Consider the following 19,630-nt stretch of genomic DNA (forward strand, 5'->3'; position numbering starts at 1 on the left):
GATAGTGCGGGGGCACCACTGGCATGAAGAAACGCGACTCGCTGGGAACCCGGCTGCGCTACGGCTTCGACAAGAGCATGGCCGCCGGCCCGATCGCGCTGATCGGCTGGCTTGCAGTCGTTTCCCTGCTGATCATCATCGCCGCCGCGGCTTTCCTTGCCGTGACCCGCATCGCACCGGAGGGCGGCGAGCCGCTGAGCTTTTTCGAAGCGTTCTGGGAATCGCTGATGCGCACGCTCGATTCCGGCACGATGGGCGGCGACACCGGTTGGGCCTTCCGCCTCGTCATGCTGGTCGTCACGCTCGCCGGCATCTTCGTCGTGTCGGCGCTTATCGGCGTGCTCAGCGCCGGCGTCGACGGCAAGCTCGATGAATTGCGCAAGGGCCGTTCTCGGGTGCTGGAGAGCGACCACACAATCATCCTCAACTGGTCGCCGTCGATCTTCGATGTGATTTCCGAACTCGTCATCGCCAATGCCAGCCGCCGCCGTCCGCGCATCGTCGTCATGGCCAATATGGACAAGGTCGCGATGGAGGACGAGATCGCGGCCAAGGTCGGCAAACTGGGCAACACGCGCATCATCTGCCGCAGCGGCGACCCGACCGATCTCTATGATCTCGCCATCGTCAATCCGCAGACCTCGCGGTCGGTCATCGTGCTGTCGCCGGACGGCGACGATCCGGATTCGCAGGTCATCAAGACGGTGCTGGCGCTGGTCAACGACCCGAGCCGGCGCGCCGATCCCTACAACATCGCCGCCGAGATCCGCGACGGCAAGAATGCCGAGGTCGCCCGCGTCGTCGGCGGGGCCGAGGTGCAGCTCGTGCTGGCCGACCAATTGATCTCGCGCATCGTCGTGCATTCGAGCCGGCAGTCGGGTCTCAGCGGCGTCTATTCGGAACTGCTCGATTTCGACGGCTGCGAGATCTACACGACAGCGCAGCCAGGACTCGCCGGCAAGACCTTCGGCGAGGCGGTGATGGCCTATGAGCACTGCGCGCTGATCGGGCTTTGTGACCAGGAGGGGCGCGTCAATCTCAACCCTCCGTCGGAACTGGTGATCGGCAAGGACATGCGCGCCATCATCATCGCCGAGGACGATGCCGCGATCAGGCTCGGAAGCGTTGGGATCAAGATCGATACGGCAGCGATTCGTGGCCCGCGGTCCGTTGAGGCGAAGCCGGAGCGCACGCTGATACTCGGCTGGAACCGGCGCGGTCCGATCATCACTTATGAACTGTCGCGCTACGTCGCTGCTGGTTCGATCCTGACCATCGCCGCCGATACGCCTGGCCTTGAGCAGGAGGTTGCCGGACTGCCGGTTGCCGGCGACAATCTGTCGGTCTCCTGCCGCATCACCGACACCTCGAGCAGCACGGCGCTGGCGAGCCTGGATGTGCCTTCCTACGACCACGTGCTCGTCCTCGGCTACAGCGAAACAATGGCGGCGCAGCCGGCCGACACGCGCACGCTGGTGACGCTGCTGCATCTGCGCAAGATCGCCGATGATGCCGGCCTGCACATCTCCATCGTCAGCGAGATGATCGACGTGCGCAACCGCGAGCTTGCGGCGGTGACCAAGGCCGATGATTTCGTCGTCAGCAACCGGCTGGTCAGCCTGATGCTGGCGCAGGCGTCCGAGAACCAGTATCTCGCCGCGATCTTCGATGATTTGCTCGACGAGCAAGGCTCCGAAATCTACATGCGTCCGGTCGCCGACTATGTCGCCATCGACCAACCCTTGAGCTTCTGGACGATCGCGGAATCGGCGCGGCTGCGCGGCGAGATCGCCATAGGGTACCGGCGCCTCCGCGCCGGAGATGCCGACCAGCGGGCGCTGGGCGGCGTCACCGTCAATCCTTTGAGATCGGAAGCGCTGGCCTATCTGCCGGAGGACCGGATCATCGTCCTGGCGCCGGACTGACGAGCAAAGGCTCGCCAGACTAAACGGAGATCCCGGCTGCCCTGGCGCGTGCCAGCAGCCGTTCGGCCAGCCGCAGATGCGGGCGGTCGAACATCTTGCCGTCAATGCCGACGACGCCGGGATTCCCGGCGGCCTCGAACGCCGCGACGATCGCCGCCGATTGTTTCACCGCCTCGGCCGAGGGCGTGAAGGCGGTGTTGATGACGGGCACCTGGTCGGGGTGGATCGCCATCTTGCCGGTGAAGCCGTCGCGCTCGGCCTCCGCGCATTCCGCCGCGAAGGCCGCCATGTCGCGAAAGTTCGGGAAGACGGTGTCGATCGCCGCAACCTCGGCGGCACCCGCCGCCAGGATGGTCGTCAGGCGGGCGTGGCGGAACACGTCGGTATAGCGGCCGTGCTCGTCGCGGGCCGCGCGCGCGCCGATGGCCGCCGAGAGGTCTTCCGCGCCCCAGGTGAGGCCGGCGAGCCGCGCGCTTGCGCCGGCATAGGTCGCGGCGGCGAGCACACCCGCCGGGGTTTCGGAGATGATCGGCAGGATCCTGATCGAGCCGTCGGCCAAGCCATTCTCGGCCTCGTGCACCCTGAGTTTTGCCGAGAGCTGTTGCACATCCTGGCCGCTGTTGGACTTCGGCAGCATGATGCCGTCAGGCTTTGCCGGAACGAGCGCGGCAAGATCGTCATCCGTCAACACGGTCGAGAGGTCGTTGACCCTGATGTAGATGGCCGCGCTGGTTTGCCCCCTGTGTTCGGTGATAACGCGTGCCGCAATGTCTCGCGCGGCTGCCTTGTTCTGCGGCGCCACGGAATCCTCGAGGTCGATAATCACCACGTCGGCGCCGGCCCCAAAACCCTTTTCCAGCTTGCGCTCGGAATCGCCGGGAACGAACAGCAGCGAGCGCATCAGGCGGCCTTTTTCAGCATCATCGCTTGCCTGACGCATTTGGCGACCAGGTCGCCATTCTGGTTGTAGGCGCGGTGTTCGAATTCGACGATGCCGCGATCGGGCTTTGATTTGGACTCGCGCACCGAGATGACCGTGGTCTCGACGCGGATGGTGTCGCCATGGAAGACCGGATGCGGAAAGGTGGTTTCCTTCATGCCGAGATTGGCGACCGTCGTGCCGACCGTGATGTCGTTGACCGAAATGCCGATCATCAGGCCAAGCGTGAACAGCGAATTGACCAGCGGCTTGCCCCATTCGCTCCTGGCGGCGAAATCGAAATCGATATGCAGCGGCTGCGGGTTCAGCGTCATCACCGAAAAAAGCATGTTGTCGCTCTCGGTCACGGTCTTGCGAAGCGTGTGCTGGAAGACATGGCCGATGACAAACTCATCGAGATATAGGCCTGCCATTTTTCAGTCTCCTGCGCTGATTGACGGTTGATAGGCGCTGCATCCAGCGCTCGCAAGCCAGTTAATGAACATGGTGAACCGTTCGTAAACCATTTCTGCCTACCGTCTTCAGCGGGGCCGGAAACCTTCCGGCAAGGGGCGTAAGCAGACGGGCATGGTTGTTGTTTCGCATTTCCTGAAATGGATCTACACGGCAAGAGTGTCCGAGCGCGCCGCCGCGGCCAATGCGCTGGCCCGGGCCTATGTCAATTCCGAATTGCCGTTCGAGGACCGCTGTGCGGCGGAAGCGGCGCTGACGCTGCTGCTCGACGATGCTTCGTCGAAAGTGCGGCTGGCGATGGCCGAAGCGCTCTCGATGAGCCATCACGCGCCGCTGCAGATCATCAGCGCACTGGCGTCCGACCAGCCGGAAGTCGCCGGCGTGGTGCTGGCGCGTTCGCCGCTGCTTACCGATGCCGATCTGATCAACCGCGTGGCGGCCAGCCAGAAGGCAACGCAGAAGCTGATCGCCGACCGTCCTGTCGTCTCGATGGCGCTGTCGGCGGCCATCGCCGAGATCGGCGAGGCGGAAGCCTGCGCCGTCCTGCTCGCCAACAGCGGCGCCAGCATCGCTTCGCTGAGCTTCCGCCGCATGGCTGAACGCCATGGGCATCTGCCGCAGGTGCGCGAGGCGCTGATATCGGACATCAGGCTGCCGGCCGACTGCCGGCACATGCTGCTGATAAAGCTCGGCGAGACGTTGAAGACATCGCCGCTGGTCATGGCGTTGATGGGCGCCGCGCGGGCCGATCGCGTCCTGCGGGACGCCTGCGTCAAGGCCTCGGTGACGCTGATCGAGGGCACGCGCCAGGAAGAACATGCCGCGCTGATCGAGCATCTCAGGCTGCGCGGCGATCTCACCGCGAGCTTCCTCATCCGCACCATAGCGCATGGCAAGGTCGATTTCTTCGGCTCCACACTGGTGGCACTCGGCCAGCAATCCGAACCGCGGGTGAGGGCGCTGCTGGCCGGCGGCAACGATGTGGCCTTGCAGGCGCTGTTCCGCAGCGCCGGCCTGGCTGTCGCTACGCATGCGATCATCTTGCGTGCGCTGAAGATCTGGCGCGAGGTCGCCAATGGCAAGCGCGTCGCCGGCGTACAGGAAGTCAGCTGGCTGATGCTCAAGGAATTGGGCGGGCAATCCGCGGAAGGCGATCTCGCGGCCCTGGTCAAGTCGATCCATCTCGACGCGCTGCGCGAGAACGCGCGGGGTCATGCGCTGGCGATAGCGGCGGCCTAACCTCGGTCTTTTGCAAAAAAGTCCGGAAAATCCTCCATCGCGGCGGCAATGATGCGCAGGGATGCCGCGATCTGCAGCATGTCGCCGGGGGCGTTTCGCTGGGCGATGCCCGCCGCATACTGCCGGGCGACAGCGATGGTGGCTGTCTGCGGATCGCCGGGGGCGCGGAACAGCAGTTCGCGCGCCAGCCCTCTCAGAAAATTGGCGATCGAAACCGTGGTTTCCGACGGGATGGCATGGTCTTGGCTTGAACCGCGCAGCCGCAGGATCTCCAGGCCGACCGTCACGGCGGCAACGCCGCCGCCCAACACCGCCTCGCCCTTCCTGCCGGAATTCTGCACCAGCGGCATCAGTTGGTTGATGCGGTCATAGGCGAGGCTCTCGAAGGCCGAACGCCTCGGCACGCGCTCGTGCAGGCAAAGCCTTGCCAAATCCTCGCGCATGGCCCGCACGATCCGGTTTGCCGCGAGCCACGGATCGGCAGGCAGCACGACAATGAAGACGCCAATCGCCAGCAGGATGCCAACCAGCACCGACGCCGAGCCGGCGAAGAACGGGCCAGGATCGTAGGTCATCGCCTGATGCGGGCTGAGGAAAGCGAGGAAGTTGATGGCGAAGGCCGTGGCGATGCCGACATAGCGCGGATTGGCCATGCCCAGTGCCGTCGGCACCAGGATCGGCACGACAAACAGCACGAACCAGCCGAAGCCCGGCAAAGCAGGCAATGCGATCTGGCCGATGAGAAAGGCAAAGGGCAAGGCCAGCAGCGTTCCCTTGAAGAAGCCCCAGGACACCTGCACCGGATCGGGTCGAGCGGCGAAAAGGCTGGATACGACGGCAACGAGAATGACCGTGCCTGCCGCTTCGGACCATTTCGTCGTCAGCCAGAAGGCCGCGACCAGCAAGGGGGCAAGGGCGGCACGAACGGCATTGCGCGATGCGCCGGGGTAGTCGCGGTGCACCACCAGCGCAGGCTGCCGGCTGCCGCGGCCGGTACGTGTGACGGGGGTGCGCAAGGCGTCGAGACCGCGCAGCACCTGCTTGAGCGCCTCGGCGAAATCGGCGGCTATGGTGAGGCGGGTGATTGTGCCGACCCTGTCGTCGCCCTGGTCGACCGAGGCATCGGGCATCTGCCGGGCCTCGACCGCGATCGCGTCGAGCTGTTCCACCCAGGGTGCCGTATCGTCCAGTGCGCCGGGCTTTGCCGCCAAATCGCTGACAAGGGCCTGCAATTCCGACCGCACCGGGATGAGGGCGGCGTTCTTTGGAGCGGCGTGAGAATGCAGCGTGCGAGCCGCCGACAGGGCGGAGAGCAATTGTCCGATGGTGCGCCGGACCGGATGGGCTCTCGGCGCGAAACTCGGCGCTTCCAGCCTGGCATAGGCGCGCATTTCGCCGAGTGTCTGGGTGTCCGCGACGAGTTTGCGATGCAGTGCCGAAAGTGTCGCTGTATCACCTCCCGAGAAGGCTCCCGCGGCGTAGGTGGCAAGGTCGAGAATGCAGCGTTTCAGCCGCGAGATGATGGCATCGCTGGCCAGTTTCGGCAGGATCAGCCGGCTGGTCACGCCGGCGCAGACGATGCCAAGCACGATTTCCGCGCAACGGGCGACAGCGAGGTCGACGACCAGATGCGGCTGTCCAAAGGCAGGCAGGCCGATGATCATCGCCGTGTAGCCGGCAAGTGCCGCACCATAGGCTTCGGGATTGCGCAGCAATGAGGAAACGAAGGTGCAGATGCCGATCCAGGCGGCGAGCACCGTCACCAGAACCCATGGGTTGGTGCCGAAGACCGTGGTGATGCCGATCGCCGCCAGCCCGCCCGCCAGCGTACCGAGCAAACGGTAGAAACCCTTGGCCAGTACCATGCCCGCGACCGGCTGGGCGACGATGAACACCGTCATCATCGCCCATTGCGGGTGGTCGAGCTTGAGGGCATAGGCGGAGAGCAGCGCGATCAGGCCGGCCGAAACGGTGCGCAGGGCGAAAATCCAGTCCGAGCGCGTCGGCTGTGTCAACCCGGCCAGGCTCGTCTCGAAATAGGCTTTCAGCCGCGCCCAGGTCACATGCCGGTCTCCATATCGGAAGCGCAAGCTAAACTGGCCAGCGGCTAGATATCCAGCACTTCCGTTTCGGCGAATTCGGCACGTTCCTGGATGAAGCGGAAGCGGGCTTCCGGCTTGGTGCCCATCAGCGCGTCGACCGCGTCCTTGGTCGCCGCCTCGGCGTCGATCACATCGACCCGCAGAAGCGTGCGCTTCCTCGGATCCATTGTGGTTTCCTTGAGCTGCGAGGCCATCATCTCGCCCAGGCCCTTGAAGCGGCCGAGCTCGACCTTGCCGCGCCCGGTGAATTCGGTGCGCAGGAGCTCGTCCTTGTGCGCGTCGTCGCGAGCGTAGGCGACCTTGCCGCCTTGCCGGATCGAGTAAAGCGGCGGCACCGCCAGATAGAGATGGCCGCCGCGCACCAGCGCCGGCATTTCCTGGTAGAAGAAGGTGATCAGCAACGAGGCGATATGGGCGCCGTCGACGTCGGCGTCGGTCATGATGATCACGCGGTCGTAGCGCAAATCCTCGTCGCGGTATTTTGAGCGCGTACCGCAACCGAGCGCCTGGATCAGGTCCGATATCTGCTGGTTGGCGGCCAGCTTATCATTGCCGGCACTGGCCACATTGAGGATTTTTCCGCGCAACGGCAACACCGCCTGGCTGGCGCGGTCGCGTGCCTGCTTGGCCGAGCCGCCGGCCGAGTCACCTTCGACGATGAACAGTTCGGCGCCGGCCGCCGCATTCTGCGTGCAGTCGGCGAGCTTGCCCGGCAGGCGCAATTTGCGCACCGCGCTCTTGCGCGACACTTCCTTTTCCTGGCGTCGGCGCACCCGCTCGTCGGCGCGCGCGATCACCCATTCCAGCAGCTTTGAGGCCTCCTGCGGATTGTCGGCGAGCCAATGGTCGAACGGATCGCGGATCGCGGTCTCGACAATGCGGATTGCCTCGATCGTCGCCAGCCGGTCCTTGGTCTGGCCGACGAATTCGGGCTCGCGGATGAACACCGACAGCATGCCGGCCGCCGAGATCATGACGTCTTCGGAGGTGACGATTGAGGCGCGCTTGTTGCCGACCAGATCGGCATAGGCTCGCAAGCCGCGGGTCAGCACGTTGCGGAAGCCGGCCTCGTGGGTGCCGCCTTCGCCGGTCGGGATGGTGTTACAGTAGGAATTGATGAAGCCGTCGCCGCCGAACCAGGTCACCGCCCATTCGAGCGAGCCATGGCCGCCTTGCTTTTCGCTTTTTCCCGCGAAGATTTCCCGCGTCACCTGAAAGTCGTCGCCGAGCGATGCCTTGAGATAGTCCTTCAGGCCGCCAGGGAAATGAAACTCCGCCTTGGCCGGCGTCTGGTCCTTTTCCTTGATCAGCGAGGGATCGCAGGTCCAGCGGATTTCGACGCCGCCGAACAGATAGGCTTTCGAGCGCGTCATGCGGTAGAGCCGCGCCGGTTCGAAGGCCGCGCCCTTGCCGAAGATCTGCTCGTCGGGATGGAAGCGGATTTTCGTTCCGCGCCGGTTGTGAACTTCGCCAAGCTGCTCCAGGCCGCTTACCGGTATGCCGCGCGAAAAGCGTTGGCGATAAAGCTGGCGGCCGCGCGCGACCTCGACCTCGAGATGATCCGACAGCGCGTTGACCACGGAAACGCCGACGCCGTGCAGGCCGCCGGAGGTTTCGTAGACCTTGGAGTCGAATTTGCCGCCCGAATGCAGCGTCGTCATGATGACTTCGAGCGCCGGCTTCTTGAATTTCGGATGCGGATCGACCGGGATGCCGCGGCCATTGTCGGTAACGGTCAGAAACCCGTCGGCCGAAAGCTCGACATCGATGAAGGTGGCATGGCCGGCAACCGCCTCGTCCATCGAATTGTCGATGACCTCGGCGAACAGGTGGTGCATCGCCTTGTCGTCGGTGCCGCCAATATACATGCCTGGCCTGCGGCGCACCGGCTCCAGGCCTTCGAGCACCTCGATGTCGGCGGCGCTATAGCCCTCGCTGCCATCCCTGGTCGCGGCCGGGCGCTTGGCTGCAGCCTGCACAAGCGGGTCGGCCGGGCGGGCCGGTGTGCGAACCGGCTGCGGCTGCTTGTCCATATTGCCGAAGAGATCGTTGTTGTCGTCCATGCCTGCCATAGGTCCGGTGCTGCGAATCACCCGTCGATACTGCCATGCTTTCGGGCGCCAAGCGACGGAGGTTCCTGTTACGTTCGGGGATTTGACCCGTCTTATCCTAAAACCATTCGATAACCAAGCGGGCGGAAATAGGTCCAATACCACCGTTCTACATTCCTGATTCTTTAACAAAGCGGCCTAGCGTGAGCCCAACATAATAAGAAACGACGGGCATCAGGGGTTTTCGGCGTGAGGGGCAAGGCCATAACGATGATAGGTATCGCCGCCGTTTTCGGCGCGATCTCGATCTTTGCCGCGGATTTCTGGGTCAAGAGCCAGGCCAAGGCCGATGCCGAGGAGAAGACGGCGTCGATGACCGCTCCGGTAGCGCCCAGGATCGAGTTCAAGACCATCGTCGTGGCGAAAGCGCCTCTGCGCTACGGCCAGGAACTCGACCGCGCCAAGCTGGTCCAAATCCCGTGGCCGCAGGATTCACTGCCGCAAGGCGCCTTTGCCACCATCGACGGATTGCTCGGCGAGGGCGATCGCATCGTGCTGTCGCCGATAGAGGTCAACGAACCGGTGCTGCTGACCAAGCTGTCGGGGCCGAACGGGCGCGCGACGCTCTCCAACATGCTGACGCCCGGAATGCGGGCGGTGACCATCCGCACCGACGAGATCGCCGGTGTCGGCGGTTTCGTCACGCCGGGCGACCGCGTCGATGTCGTGCTGACGCGCGATGCCGGCGAAATCCAGGAAGTCGCCAAGAACGCTCAAGGTGCTGCCGGTTCGACCGTCACCTCAGAGATCGTCGTTGCCGACGCCAAGGTGCTGAGTGTCGGCCAGGGTGCCGACGAGCGCCAGACGACGCCGCAGATCACGAATTCCGTGACCATCGAAGTGACGACAGAAGGCGCGCAGAAAGTGGCGCTTGCCCGCACCGTCGGCACGCTGTCGCTGTCGCTGCGCTCCGCCAGCGAAGGCGGCGACCTCAAGAACGGCGTCACCACCATCTCGTCCTTTGGCGGATCGGTGGCGGCCAAGGCTCAGGCCGCGGCCGGCTCGCTGTTCGATGCTATGACCAAGGAGCCGGAGAAGCCGAAATTCAAGACGGTCATCGTGACGCGCGGCACGAAGGCCGAGGAATATCAGGTTCCTGAGCGGGACCAGAAGTAAAAGCCGGTGGGGACCGGACGGGACAGGGCAATGTTGATGCGTACCCTATATCGAATGATGGATCGATCGCGCTTTGCGCGCGTTCTGGCGATGGCTGCCGCGCTCATTGCGGGCGCAATGCTCGCCTTGCCCGACGTGGCTAAGGCGGACAACGACATCGTCTATGTCTCGGCGACCAAGAACGCGTCGATCAAGGTCGCCAAGGGCAAGCCCAAGACGATCGTGACCAGTGCCGCCTTCTACCAGATCGTCATCGGCGATCCCGAGATCGCCAACGTCAATCCACTGACCGACAAATCCTTCTATGTGCTCGGCAACAATCTCGGCACCACCGGCATTGCGCTGTTCGACGAGAAGAAGCAGCTCGTCGGCACCGTCGACATCGAGGTGACGCTCGACACGGATCAACTGGCCAGCACCATCCGCGCCAGCGTGCCGGACGCCAAGATCAAGGTCGGTTCGGCCAATGGCCGTGTCGTGCTGTCGGGCGAAGCGGATGATGCGGTCGCCGCTGAAAAGGCGAACAAGATCGCAACGCGCTTTTCAGGCACCGAGGAAGTGATCAACTCGGTCAACATCTCGTCGTCGCAGCAGGTTCAGCTCAACGTCCGCTTCGTCGAGATCAACCGCCAGGCGGGGCAGGACCTGGGCGCCAAATACAGTGCCAATTTTGCCTACGGTTTCGGCGGGCGCGATGTTTCGCTCGACCCAGGAACCGTGCCGGCGGCCGGCACGGGCGAAATCATCGGCCGGCTGCTGTCGAACGGCGTGTCGATCGATATCGCCATCAAGGCGCTGGAAGAGCGCGGCCTCGCCCGCCGGCTGGCGGAACCGAACCTTATCGCCCGCTCGGGCGAAACGGCGAGCTTCCTGGCCGGCGGCGAATTCCCGATCCCGGTCTCTGAAGACAACGGCAAGATCTCCGTCAGCTACAAGAAATACGGCGTCAGCCTGGACTTCACGCCGACCGTGCTCAAGGACGGGCTGGTCAGCCTCGACATCGCGCCGGAAGTCTCCTCCATCGATGCGTCGTCTTCCTACAACATCGGCACGATCTCCGTGCCGGGCTTCATCGTGCGCCGCGCCAAGACCTCGGTCGATCTCAAGAACGGCCAGAGCTTCATGATCGCCGGACTGCTGCAGTCGCAAAACGACATCACCACGTCGCGCATTCCCGGCCTCGGAAAGATGCCGGTGCTCGGGGCGCTGTTCTCGTCGAAATCCTACCAGCGGCGCGAGACCGATCTGGTCATCATCGTCACGCCCTATCTGGTCAAGCCGGTCGATCCGTCGAAGAAAATGGTCGAGCCGACCGACGGCACGCGGCCGGCCAGCAATGTCGACTATTTCCTCAACAACACCGAGGAAGTGAAGGCATCGGACACCGGCCGCGCGCTGGCGCTGGCCGATGGCAGCGCCACACGGACCGCTCCCGCCACCACGGTCGGGCACTTCCTCGACTTGCCGAAGGACTGAAGCCATGCGTCTGGTCCTGAGATCGAGTGTCGCCCTGCTTCTTGCCGGTTTGGCGGGCGGCTGCACCAGCGACGATTACGTGCGCACCGAAGGGGCGACGCCGGGCGCCGGCGAAGCCCAGGCCGCCAACACCGTCATGCAGATGGTCGATCCCTGGAAGTACGGCGTCCAGAACACAAGGCTTCTCGTGCCTGCCAAGCGTGGCGATGCCGTGCCGGTTACGCCCGATCAGGCCGCCGCTTCGAAGGCATCGCAGAAGACCACGGGCAACTGACCCCAACGGGCGATCGCGCTCACAGGCTGACAAAAATGGCAAACGGCATCAAGACCAAGAAGATCCTGCTCGTATCGACGGACAGGACCTTCGTGCAGGACACGCGGACCGCATTCGCCGCCTCCGAGATCATCCAGCTCTCGACGGTGGAAAAGAATGTCACCGAACTGCGCGGCGAGATTCAGGAGGCGGACTTCGGCGCCATCATCGTCGACATGGACGCGGCCAGACTGGAGGAGGTCGAGTCGCTGCAGCGCGTCATGCGCCGTTTGGAGGGCAAGGCGCCGGTGGTTGTCGTCACCCAGGAGTTCAACGCCGCCGCGGTGCGCATCCTGGTGCAGCTCAAGGTCGCGGACTTCCTGGTCAAGCCGATCACCACGGCCGATCTGGTGCGCTCGGTGGTGCGGGCCCTGCAAGGGCCGGGGCGTGAGGAAAACACTGAATCGCAGATCTACACCTTCATGCCGGCCGCCGGCGGCGTCGGCACCACGACGCTGGCGCTGCAGACCGCGTTCCAGCTGCATCACTCGGTGACGCGCGGCGCCTCGACCTGCGTGGTCGACCTCAATTTCCAGCAGGGCGCCTGTGCTGAATATCTCGACCTTGAGCCGCGTTTCGACATCACCGAGATCGAAAACCAGCCCGAACGTCTCGACCGGCAATTGCTCGACGTGATGCTGTCCAAGCATGCCAGCGGGCTTTGCGTGCTGGCGGCACCGACGCATCCGGCGGAGATGCGCTCGTTCAAGACCGATGTCGTGGTGCGCATGCTGGACCTCGTCTCGGCCTATTTCGACAATGTCGTCATCGACATGCCGCGCACCTGGTTTCCCTGGACGGAGACCGTGCTGCTTGGCTCCAACAAGCTCTATATCGTCGCCGAAATGACGGTGCCGTGCCTGCGCCACACGCAAAGGCTGATCCAGGCTGTCTACGAGACCGCCGGCAAGGAAGTGAAGCCGAACGTTATCGTCAACCGTTTCGAGCAGAAGATGTTCGACAACGGCATCAAGCAGGCGGACGTCCAGGAGATCCTTGGCGAGCATTTTGTCGGCGGCATCGCCAACAACTACCGGCTGGTACGCGAGGCGGTTGACCGCGGCGTGCCGCTGCACGAGATCGATCCCAATGCCAATGTCGTCAACGATCTGAAGAAGATCATCCTGCCGGAGGAGGCGGTCGCGACCGGAGCCAAGTCGAAGTCGCTGTTCGGTCTCGGCAAGGGCTTCTTGAAGAGGAAGGCCGGATGACCAGCCGTTTTTCCACCCTGCAGAACCGCGACGCGCGTCCGCAGCGCCCGGCGGAGTCAACGCCGGTCGCGCATCATGCGGTCGTCATCCCGACCAGCCGGAAGGCCTTGCCGGCAAAGCCTGATGTCGCGCCGGCAAAGAACGCCAACAAGGTCCTCGATGCACGCGTGCGCATTCACCGCATGCTGCTCGAGGAAATCAACCTGGTGGCGCTGGAGCGTTTGCCCAAGGAGGAGATGCGCCGTCAGGTGCATGATTTCGTTTCGGAAAAAACCCGCCAGGAGCGGATGGCGATCAACACCGCCGAACTCGAAGCGCTGGTCGACGATATCGTCGACGAGATGGTCGGTCTTGGCCCGCTCGAGCCCTTGCTCAAGGATCCCGACATCAACGACATCCTGATCAACGGCCACCAGAACTGCTTCATCGAAAAGAAGGGCAAGCTGCAGCAGGTCCATATCCCGTTCAAGGATGAGGCGCATCTGCTTAGAATTATTAACAAAATCGTCGCCGCGGTTGGCCGTCGCGTCGACGAATCGCAGCCGATGGTCGATGCCCGTATGCTGGACGGCTCGCGCTTCAATGCGGCCATCCGCCCGGTTGGCGTCGACGGGCCACTGGTGTCGATCCGCAAATTCTCCAAGAACAAGCTCGGCTTGCACAAGCTGGTCGAATTCGGCGCCATCACCCAGAACATGGCCGAGGTGCTGGCGGCGGCCGTCCACGCCCGCAAGACGACGATCATTTCGGGCGGCACCGGCACCGGCAAGACGACGATGCTCAACGCGCTGTCGGCCTTTATTCCCGAAGACGAGCGGCTGATCACCATCGAGGACGCGGCCGAACTGCAGCTGCAGCAGCCGCATGTGGCGCGCATGGAGACGCGTCCCGCCAACATCGAGGGTCATGGCGAACTCAAGCAGCGCGATCTCGTCAAGAATGCGCTGCGCATGCGTCCCGACCGCGTCATCCTCGGCGAGTGCCGCGGCGAGGAGGCTTTCGACATGCTGCAGGCGATGAACACCGGCCATGAAGGGTCGATGGCGACCATCCACGCCAACACGCCGCGCGATGCCATTTCGCGCCTCGAACAGATGCTGGGCATGACCGGCATGCCGATGACGGTGCAGTCGATCCGCAGCCAGATCGCCAGCGCCATCGACATCATCGTGCAACTGACCCGGCTTTCCGACGGCAAGCGCAAGGTGACGAGCGTCGCCGAGGTGACCGGCATGGAAGGCGACGTCATCCAGATGCAGGAGATCTTCCGCTTCGTGCGCACCGGCATGGACACCGATGGCGGCATTCTCGGCTATTTCGAGGCGACTGGCATCCGGCCGCGCTTCCTGGAGGATCTGCGCGCCATGGGCATCGAGTTTCCCGGACGCTACTTCGAACCCGGCCGGCCGCAGGAGTAGCCAGGTGTTCGACGGGCTGAGCGCAATCTATGTCGTCTATGCCGGGGCCGCCCTCACCGGCATCATGATCGCCGAGGCCTGCTATCTCCTCTATGCCGGCCGCAGCGACAAGCGCACCGCCATCAACCGGCGCATGAAGCTGCAGGAAAGCAAGATCAGCCAGGAGCAGGTGCTGATCCAACTGCGCAAGGAGCGCGGCCTCGACGCGGGCACCTCGCTGTTTTCGCCGGACCGGTTCCGCGCGCTGCGCACGCAGTCGGGCATGGTCATGCCGCTGTCGAAATTCCTGATGATCACCTCCGGCGTGGCGATGGCCATGACGCTTGTCGCCATCTGGCATGGCTTGCCGCTGCTGATGGGGCTTCTCCTGTTCGTCTTGCTGCTACCGCTGGTGCCGGTGATGGTGATGCGCTCCAAGCGCAAGCGCCGGCTCAAGCGCTTTGGCATGCAGCTGCCCGAGGCACTGGAGTTGATCACCCGCGGCCTCAAGGCCGGTCATCCCGTGCCGGTGGCCATCGCCATGGTGTCGCGCGAAATGCCCGATCCGATCGGCACCGAGTTCGGCGTCATCGCCGATGAGGTGACCTATGGTTCCGACCTGGTCTCGGCATTGAATTCGCTGTTCGACAGGGTCGGCCATGAGGATCTGCCGCTGTTCATCACCGCCGTTTCCATCCAGTCCAGTTCGGGCGGCAATCTGCGCGAGATCCTCGACGGCCTGGCGCTGACGATCCGCGAGCGCGGCAAGCTGCGCCGCAAGGTGCGCGCCATCTCGACCGAAGGCCGCATGTCGGCCTACATCCTGACGGCGATACCGGCGCTGCTGTTTGCCGCGATCATGGCGCTGATGCCGGGCTTCTACCGCGATGTCTGGGACGAGCCGAAGACCTGGTACCTGATCGGTGGGTCGGTGACCTGGCTGATGCTGGGCAATCTGATGATGTTCAAGATGTCGAATTTCAGGTTCTGACATGCAGGGCTTCATCGAATTCCTCGCCTCGCTCGCACCGACTTCCCTGATGCCGGTGGCGATCCTGCTTCTGGCCCTGGGCAGCGTCGCGGTTGCCTGGCCGATGGTGGCGGCGAAGGGCGACCGCAACGACGTGAAGCGCCGGCTCAAGGTCGACCATGGCGCCCTGACGGCGAAGCCTGAGCCGCTGCAGAAGAAGAACGCCAATGTCGTGCGCGAAAAGGCGGTGAAGCGGGCGCAGGAATTCTACGCCAAGAGCGATCCGGAAAATGTCGCCCGGCTGCGCATGAAGCTGATCCAGGCCGGTTATATGGAGCCGCGCGCCGTCGGCACGTTCTTCATCATACGCTTTTCCGCTCTGGTCGGCTGCGCGATCGGCGCCTTTGTCCTCAACCAGTGGCTGGCCAGCGCCGAAGCGACGATGACCAGCCGCTGGGCGTTCGTCATCCTGTCGGGCGTGGCCGGCTATTTCCTGCCCGGCCTGGTGCTGACCCAGCAGGTGCGGGAAAAGATGCGCGAGTACCGCAACGGCTTTCCCGACTTCATGGATCTGATGATCGTCTGCGCGGATGCCGGCATGAGCATGGAAGCCGGCATCGAGCGCGTCTCGAAGGAACTCGCCAAGACCTATCCCGCGCTCAGCCAGAATTTGCAGTTGGTGTCGCTGGAACTGAGGGCCGGGCGCAGCCTCGACGATGCGCTGAAGGCGCTCGCCGACCGCCTCAGCCTGGACGAGGTTCGTTCTTTCGCCACTTTGCTGCAGCAGTCGAAGGAACTCGGCACCAGCCTGTCAGGCGCGCTACGCGTCTTCTCCGACGAAATGCGCCACAAGCGCATGTCGCTGGCCGAGGAAAAGGCACATGCCTTGCCGGCCAAGATGTCGATACCGGTGACGGTATGCATCCTGCCGGTGGTGCTGATGATCGCGATCATCCCGATCATCGTCAAAATGACGGGTAGCCACTAGGATGTGCCCGACTGGCTGCCTGGAATAGTGCCTGCTCCCACGCCACGGGTTAAGGTTCACTGCCTCCGTAATTCATGTTTTGGTTCGGGAGCTTCATTGAACAGCCGAGGACGCCGCCGAGATTCTAACACCGAATACAGCGCGACTATCAAGACATTGGGTATCCACGAAGTGAACGCCAGAACCGGAGACATGCTGGAATAGCTGCCGTATCCCAACGCGAAACCGATCGGTATCTGCAGGCGAAGGACTACGGCTCCGAAGGTCAACGCGTAGCTGAACCGCATAAGCAGCCGATGCCACTCAAACGCTCTCCATACGGCCGAAATCCAAGCGGCCACCGTCGTGCCGATCCACAATACCGCGAGAATCCCGAAGCCGAGACCGGCGACCCAGCCGCCCGAAGCAAATGGTGACGTGGTCAGTGCTCCCGCTCCACTTACAACACACGCCAGGACGTAAACGCGGCCGGACCACCGATGCAGCGTCGGATGGGACGCACGTAGCTGCGGGTAGAATTGGAGTGGTCCCAGTATCAGGGCGGCAGGGGCTATAAGCATGTGCGTCAACGCTTGCAGCGGCACGTGCAGTATCACTGCCTTGATGTCCGGATCGATGCCGAACCATGCGTTTTCCAATGTGGCGTAGTATCGCAAGGCGTGCACGGCCACGACTGTGCCGAGCACCGCCATAACGCCTCGCCCAATTCGGGGGAAGTACCTCTTCTGCATCTGTATCGCACCTTGCCGCTGCTATCGGTGAAGCCGTTTGGTCTTACCGCGGGTATTTCCCCGGAGGGGAAGGCGCACTATGATTGAACCGTTCTGGCGGACAAGGATCGCGGGACCACCGGCGCGAGAACAGGGATGAACGGATGAGTGCTGGGCCGAATAGCATTCTCAACGTGACAAAAGGCGCTCTATTTGGGCTGGACGCTGCATCATTCGGGATGATCGCGGCCGGCGTAGCGGTGATCGATCTGTCCAATGTGTTCACCCTCGTACACAATTCGCTCCATCACGGCCCCGGCGTCGCATTGTGGATCCCGAGCGTAGCCGAGGCGTCGAGCGGCCTGTCGGCTTTGGCGGCAGTGTGGATCATTGCGTCGGCTCTGCGGCTCGCAAGTCCAGGGCGGATGCACTGGGGCGGCGTGGCATTGGTTCACGCCTTGGCCAGTCTCTGCTTCTCGGCGCAACATGTGCTGGGCATGGTGGCGCTCAGAGAGGCCATCTACGGCGTGATGGGTGCCCACTACCAGTTTGCGCTCGGCGATTGGCTCTATGAATATCGGAAGGATGTGCTGACTTACGTGATCATCGCGGCTTGCCTGGCCGCCTTCCGTTCGCGCGCAGTGAGCGCCAAGCGCGAAGCCGCCCCGCGGTTCGAGACTGAACCTGTTTTCGATATCGACATGGGGGCGCGTAAGATACGCGTCCCTCTGCGAGCGGTATTGGCTCTGCACGCCGCCGGCAACTATGTGGAAGTGCTGCTGGAAGACGGCCGCCGACCGCTTGTTCGTGGAACGCTTTCCTCCTATGCGGAACGACTGGTCCCATCCGGATTCGAACGCACGCATCGATCCTGGTTGGTCAACAGGGCGCGCGTAACAGGCCTTCGTCCCGCCGGTTCAGGTGACATGCACCTGGATCTCCCCGGCGGCTGCGAGGCGCCCCTCTCACGCCGCTTCCCGGAGGCGCTGCGCCGGCTAAAACAGAAGTAACAGGCGCCACTGTCGAATATCGCAAAGGAACTACGATTCAAATAGCGCCGGCATTTGCAATATCAGCAAATGAGAGTCGACAAATCCGGAGCAGTGACGGACAACCATCATCCTGCCTGAACGCGGCCCCGCGACGTGAGAATCCCATGCGAATATTGTTGTGTGCCGCCGCTCTCGCCGCAGCCAGCCTGTGGCCTGCCCTGGCCGCGGCCGATGATTGCGGCGATGCTGCCGCGCTGTTGCGGCAGGCTTATCCCAAGGTTCAAAAGAGCGCCGACGGCCGCTCGTTCACGCTCGAACCGCATACCAGCATCCCGCTCGCAGTCCCTCAGGACGGTATGCCTGGCCTGGTCTGCAGGGTTTGGCCCGCCCATGACGATCTTCTGCTGGTCGCGGTGCCGCTGATCGACAGCGCCCAATCCGTCAACGGCCAGCATGTTGGCGACATCGAGCTTCTGGTCGTCGGCAGGAAGACCCTGCAGGTGCGCCAGCGCCTGCTCCAGCCCAGGCTGATGAATGACGATGCGGTCGCCATCCGTGGCATCGAATTCGATACGGCCCGATATGGGTTGGCGCCCGGTGTCACCGCCTTCGGCCTGCGCGTCGACATGGCCAACCATTCACAGCCCAATCCCTTCGACGAAACCGACCTGCGGCTTTACGCCATAACAGGCAACGCGCTGCGCGCGGTGCTCGACGGGCTTGCCGTAGCCGGCCATGGCGGCGAAGGCGACACCAGTTGCGCGGGATCCTTTCATTCCAGCCAGGTCAGCCTGACGATGAGCCCGAGGATCCATCGCGGCTACCATGACATCATCGCGGTCGAGCGGAAGGATACCGACGAGCCGCTCCCCGACAAGGATGGCGAGTGCCAGTCGCACCCCGGCAAGCCGGTGAGCCGGACCTACCGGCTGCGCTATGACGGCAGCCGCTACCCGGTTCCGGCCGAGCTCAAGGCAATCGACCCGCCCTGAGACCGCCCCGCGTCCGCTTGAGGCGTTGGGTCCGGTGGTTAATGGCTGGTATCGCGGGAACCAAATCTTAGCTGCATTTCGGCACCGAAGCTTAATCGCTTTGCTCTAATGTCTTTACCTGAAGAACGACCCGGCAAATCGGGCGACGGGGCAGGGCATGCGTCAGACACAATTTGCGGCGGTGGCCACGATGGCGGCCGTCCTGATGATCACTGGGTGCACGACGAACACCAACGTCGACACGACCAAGACGACCGCGATCCAGCCGAAGGCGAAGGATGTCGACACATCCGACCTGGCACAGGGCAAGGCGCAGTTTCGCGACGCCAATTATGGTCTCGCCGAACAGCATTTCCGCAAGGCCGTCGAGCTGAAGGCCGACAATGCGGAGGCCTGGATGGGGCTGGCCGCCTCGTATGACGAGCTCGGCCGCTTCGACTTTGCCGACCGCGCCTATGGCCAGCTCCTGAAGGTCGCCGGCCGCAAACCGCAGATCGTCAACAATATGGGCTATTCGCAACTGCTGCGTGGCAACAAGAAGAAGGCCAGGGCACTGCTGCTCGAGGCGAAGGCCGGCATGGCCGACCCGACGGTCGTCAACGCCAATCTCGCCTTGCTGAACAAGGGCTGATGCGCGTTTGATCCTCGCGCCGGCCAAGGGTCCGATTTCCGGACAGGCACTGTCGACGCTTTGT

General features: G+C 63.5%; 17 protein-coding genes. 12 read left to right on the top strand and 5 right to left on the bottom strand.

Annotated features, from left to right (window positions below):
• Positions 1 to 23: 23 nt before the first annotated feature.
• Positions 24 to 1,925: a CASTOR/POLLUX-related putative ion channel gene (locus ACWGS8_RS31470; protein WP_454584593.1), complete on the top strand. Its 1,902-nt coding sequence runs from the start codon at positions 24 to 26 to the stop codon at positions 1,923 to 1,925.
• A 19-nt stretch (positions 1,926 to 1,944) separates the two neighbouring features.
• On the opposite strand, the gene ACWGS8_RS31475 is transcribed toward ACWGS8_RS31470, so the two are convergent.
• Together ACWGS8_RS31475 and ACWGS8_RS31480 are read right to left on the bottom strand one after the other, a co-directional pair.
• Positions 1,945 to 2,826, bottom strand: coding sequence for an HpcH/HpaI aldolase/citrate lyase family protein (locus ACWGS8_RS31475; protein ID WP_454584594.1), 882 nt, complete (start codon positions 2,824 to 2,826; stop codon positions 1,945 to 1,947).
• A complete protein-coding gene (locus ACWGS8_RS31480) occupies positions 2,826 to 3,278 on the bottom strand; it encodes a MaoC family dehydratase (protein WP_454584595.1) in 453 nt (150 codons plus the stop codon). Before ACWGS8_RS31480 ends, ACWGS8_RS31475 begins: the two co-directional genes overlap by 1 nt.
• A 154-nt stretch (positions 3,279 to 3,432) precedes the next feature.
• Between ACWGS8_RS31480 and ACWGS8_RS31485 the strand changes: the two genes are divergently transcribed.
• Complete coding sequence (locus tag ACWGS8_RS31485) at positions 3,433 to 4,557, top strand: DUF2336 domain-containing protein (RefSeq protein WP_454584596.1); 1,125 nt, start codon at positions 3,433 to 3,435, stop codon at positions 4,555 to 4,557.
• Here the strand turns inward: ACWGS8_RS31485 and ACWGS8_RS31490 are convergent.
• Positions 4,554 to 6,620: an FUSC family protein gene (locus ACWGS8_RS31490; RefSeq protein WP_454584597.1), complete on the bottom strand. Its 2,067-nt coding sequence runs from the start codon at positions 6,618 to 6,620 to the stop codon at positions 4,554 to 4,556. The genes ACWGS8_RS31485 and ACWGS8_RS31490 overlap by 4 nt on opposite strands.
• Positions 6,621 to 6,664: 44 nt before the next feature.
• Positions 6,665 to 8,722, bottom strand: coding sequence for a DNA topoisomerase IV subunit B (gene parE / locus ACWGS8_RS31495; protein WP_454584598.1), 2,058 nt, complete (start codon positions 8,720 to 8,722; stop codon positions 6,665 to 6,667).
• 258 nt (positions 8,723 to 8,980) lie between these two features.
• On the opposite strand from parE, the gene cpaB reads away from it, so the two are divergent.
• Genes cpaB through ACWGS8_RS31530 form a run of 7 tightly spaced genes read left to right on the top strand, consistent with a single transcriptional unit; the run spans position 8,981 to position 16,241 of the window.
• Complete coding sequence (gene cpaB / locus ACWGS8_RS31500; RefSeq protein ID WP_454584599.1) at positions 8,981 to 9,886, top strand: Flp pilus assembly protein CpaB; 906 nt, start codon at positions 8,981 to 8,983, stop codon at positions 9,884 to 9,886.
• Between the two features lie 30 nt (positions 9,887 to 9,916).
• Positions 9,917 to 11,362 (top strand): type II and III secretion system protein family protein, encoded by a 1,446-nt coding sequence (locus ACWGS8_RS31505; protein WP_454584600.1) that lies wholly within the window; start codon positions 9,917 to 9,919, stop codon positions 11,360 to 11,362.
• Positions 11,363 to 11,366: 4 nt separating this feature from the next.
• Positions 11,367 to 11,636, top strand: coding sequence for a hypothetical protein (locus ACWGS8_RS31510; protein ID WP_454584601.1), 270 nt, complete (start codon positions 11,367 to 11,369; stop codon positions 11,634 to 11,636).
• A 35-nt stretch (positions 11,637 to 11,671) separates the two neighbouring features.
• A complete protein-coding gene (locus ACWGS8_RS31515) occupies positions 11,672 to 12,886 on the top strand; it encodes an AAA family ATPase (RefSeq protein WP_095772792.1) in 1,215 nt (404 codons plus the stop codon).
• On the top strand, positions 12,883 to 14,304 hold the full coding sequence (locus tag ACWGS8_RS31520) for a CpaF family protein (RefSeq protein ID WP_454584602.1): 1,422 nt from the start codon (positions 12,883 to 12,885) through the stop codon (positions 14,302 to 14,304). The genes ACWGS8_RS31515 and ACWGS8_RS31520 overlap by 4 nt, the downstream gene beginning before the upstream one ends.
• Positions 14,305 to 14,308: 4 nt before the next feature.
• Entirely contained in the window at positions 14,309 to 15,274 is a 966-nt protein-coding gene (locus ACWGS8_RS31525; RefSeq protein WP_454584603.1) for a type II secretion system F family protein, read from the top strand.
• Between the two features lies 1 nt (position 15,275).
• Positions 15,276 to 16,241, top strand: a complete 966-nt coding sequence (locus ACWGS8_RS31530; protein WP_454584604.1) for a type II secretion system F family protein — start codon at positions 15,276 to 15,278, stop codon at positions 16,239 to 16,241.
• A gap of 56 nt (positions 16,242 to 16,297) precedes the next feature.
• On the opposite strand, the gene ACWGS8_RS31535 is transcribed toward ACWGS8_RS31530, so the two are convergent.
• Positions 16,298 to 16,933, bottom strand: a complete 636-nt coding sequence (locus ACWGS8_RS31535; protein WP_454584605.1) for a DUF2306 domain-containing protein — start codon at positions 16,931 to 16,933, stop codon at positions 16,298 to 16,300.
• A 182-nt stretch (positions 16,934 to 17,115) separates the two neighbouring features.
• Here ACWGS8_RS31535 and ACWGS8_RS31540 point away from each other — a divergent pair, with 182 nt between their 5' ends.
• The 3 genes from ACWGS8_RS31540 (at position 17,116) to ACWGS8_RS31550 (ending at position 19,566) form a co-directional block, all read left to right on the top strand.
• Positions 17,116 to 17,961: a LytTR family DNA-binding domain-containing protein gene (locus ACWGS8_RS31540; RefSeq protein ID WP_454584606.1), complete on the top strand. Its 846-nt coding sequence runs from the start codon at positions 17,116 to 17,118 to the stop codon at positions 17,959 to 17,961.
• A 146-nt stretch (positions 17,962 to 18,107) separates the two neighbouring features.
• Positions 18,108 to 18,935, top strand: coding sequence for a PA3715 family protein (locus ACWGS8_RS31545; RefSeq protein WP_454584607.1), 828 nt, complete (start codon positions 18,108 to 18,110; stop codon positions 18,933 to 18,935).
• 157 nt (positions 18,936 to 19,092) lie between these two features.
• Entirely contained in the window at positions 19,093 to 19,566 is a 474-nt protein-coding gene (locus tag ACWGS8_RS31550; RefSeq protein ID WP_454584608.1) for a hypothetical protein, read from the top strand.
• Positions 19,567 to 19,630 lie beyond the last annotated feature (64 nt).

The organism is Mesorhizobium sp. 43Arga, assembly GCF_053714255.1.

What these genes read in the sequence shown, in the direction of transcription:
- ACWGS8_RS31510 (WP_454584601.1), top strand. Translation starts at nt 11,367, where the DNA reads ATGCGTCTGGTCCTGAGATCGAGTGTCGCCCTGCTTCTTGCCGGTTTG.
- ACWGS8_RS31470 (WP_454584593.1), top strand. Translation starts at nt 24, where the DNA reads ATGAAGAAACGCGACTCGCTGGGAACCCGGCTGCGCTACGGCTTCGAC.
- cpaB (WP_454584599.1), top strand. Translation starts at nt 8,981, where the DNA reads ATGATAGGTATCGCCGCCGTTTTCGGCGCGATCTCGATCTTTGCCGCG.
- ACWGS8_RS31530 (WP_454584604.1), top strand. Translation starts at nt 15,276, where the DNA reads ATGCAGGGCTTCATCGAATTCCTCGCCTCGCTCGCACCGACTTCCCTG.
- ACWGS8_RS31515 (WP_095772792.1), top strand. Translation starts at nt 11,672, where the DNA reads ATGGCAAACGGCATCAAGACCAAGAAGATCCTGCTCGTATCGACGGAC.
- ACWGS8_RS31535 (WP_454584605.1), bottom strand. Translation starts at nt 16,933, where the DNA reads ATGGCGGTGCTCGGCACAGTCGTGGCCGTGCACGCCTTGCGATACTAC.
- parE (WP_454584598.1), bottom strand. Translation starts at nt 8,722, where the DNA reads ATGGACGACAACAACGATCTCTTCGGCAATATGGACAAGCAGCCGCAG.
- ACWGS8_RS31540 (WP_454584606.1), top strand. Translation starts at nt 17,116, where the DNA reads ATGAGTGCTGGGCCGAATAGCATTCTCAACGTGACAAAAGGCGCTCTA.
- ACWGS8_RS31520 (WP_454584602.1), top strand. Translation starts at nt 12,883, where the DNA reads ATGACCAGCCGTTTTTCCACCCTGCAGAACCGCGACGCGCGTCCGCAG.
- ACWGS8_RS31550 (WP_454584608.1), top strand. Translation starts at nt 19,093, where the DNA reads ATGCGTCAGACACAATTTGCGGCGGTGGCCACGATGGCGGCCGTCCTG.
- ACWGS8_RS31480 (WP_454584595.1), bottom strand. Translation starts at nt 3,278, where the DNA reads ATGGCAGGCCTATATCTCGATGAGTTTGTCATCGGCCATGTCTTCCAG.
- ACWGS8_RS31505 (WP_454584600.1), top strand. Translation starts at nt 9,917, where the DNA reads ATGTTGATGCGTACCCTATATCGAATGATGGATCGATCGCGCTTTGCG.
- ACWGS8_RS31475 (WP_454584594.1), bottom strand. Translation starts at nt 2,826, where the DNA reads ATGCGCTCGCTGCTGTTCGTTCCCGGCGATTCCGAGCGCAAGCTGGAA.
- ACWGS8_RS31545 (WP_454584607.1), top strand. Translation starts at nt 18,108, where the DNA reads ATGCGAATATTGTTGTGTGCCGCCGCTCTCGCCGCAGCCAGCCTGTGG.
- ACWGS8_RS31485 (WP_454584596.1), top strand. Translation starts at nt 3,433, where the DNA reads ATGGTTGTTGTTTCGCATTTCCTGAAATGGATCTACACGGCAAGAGTG.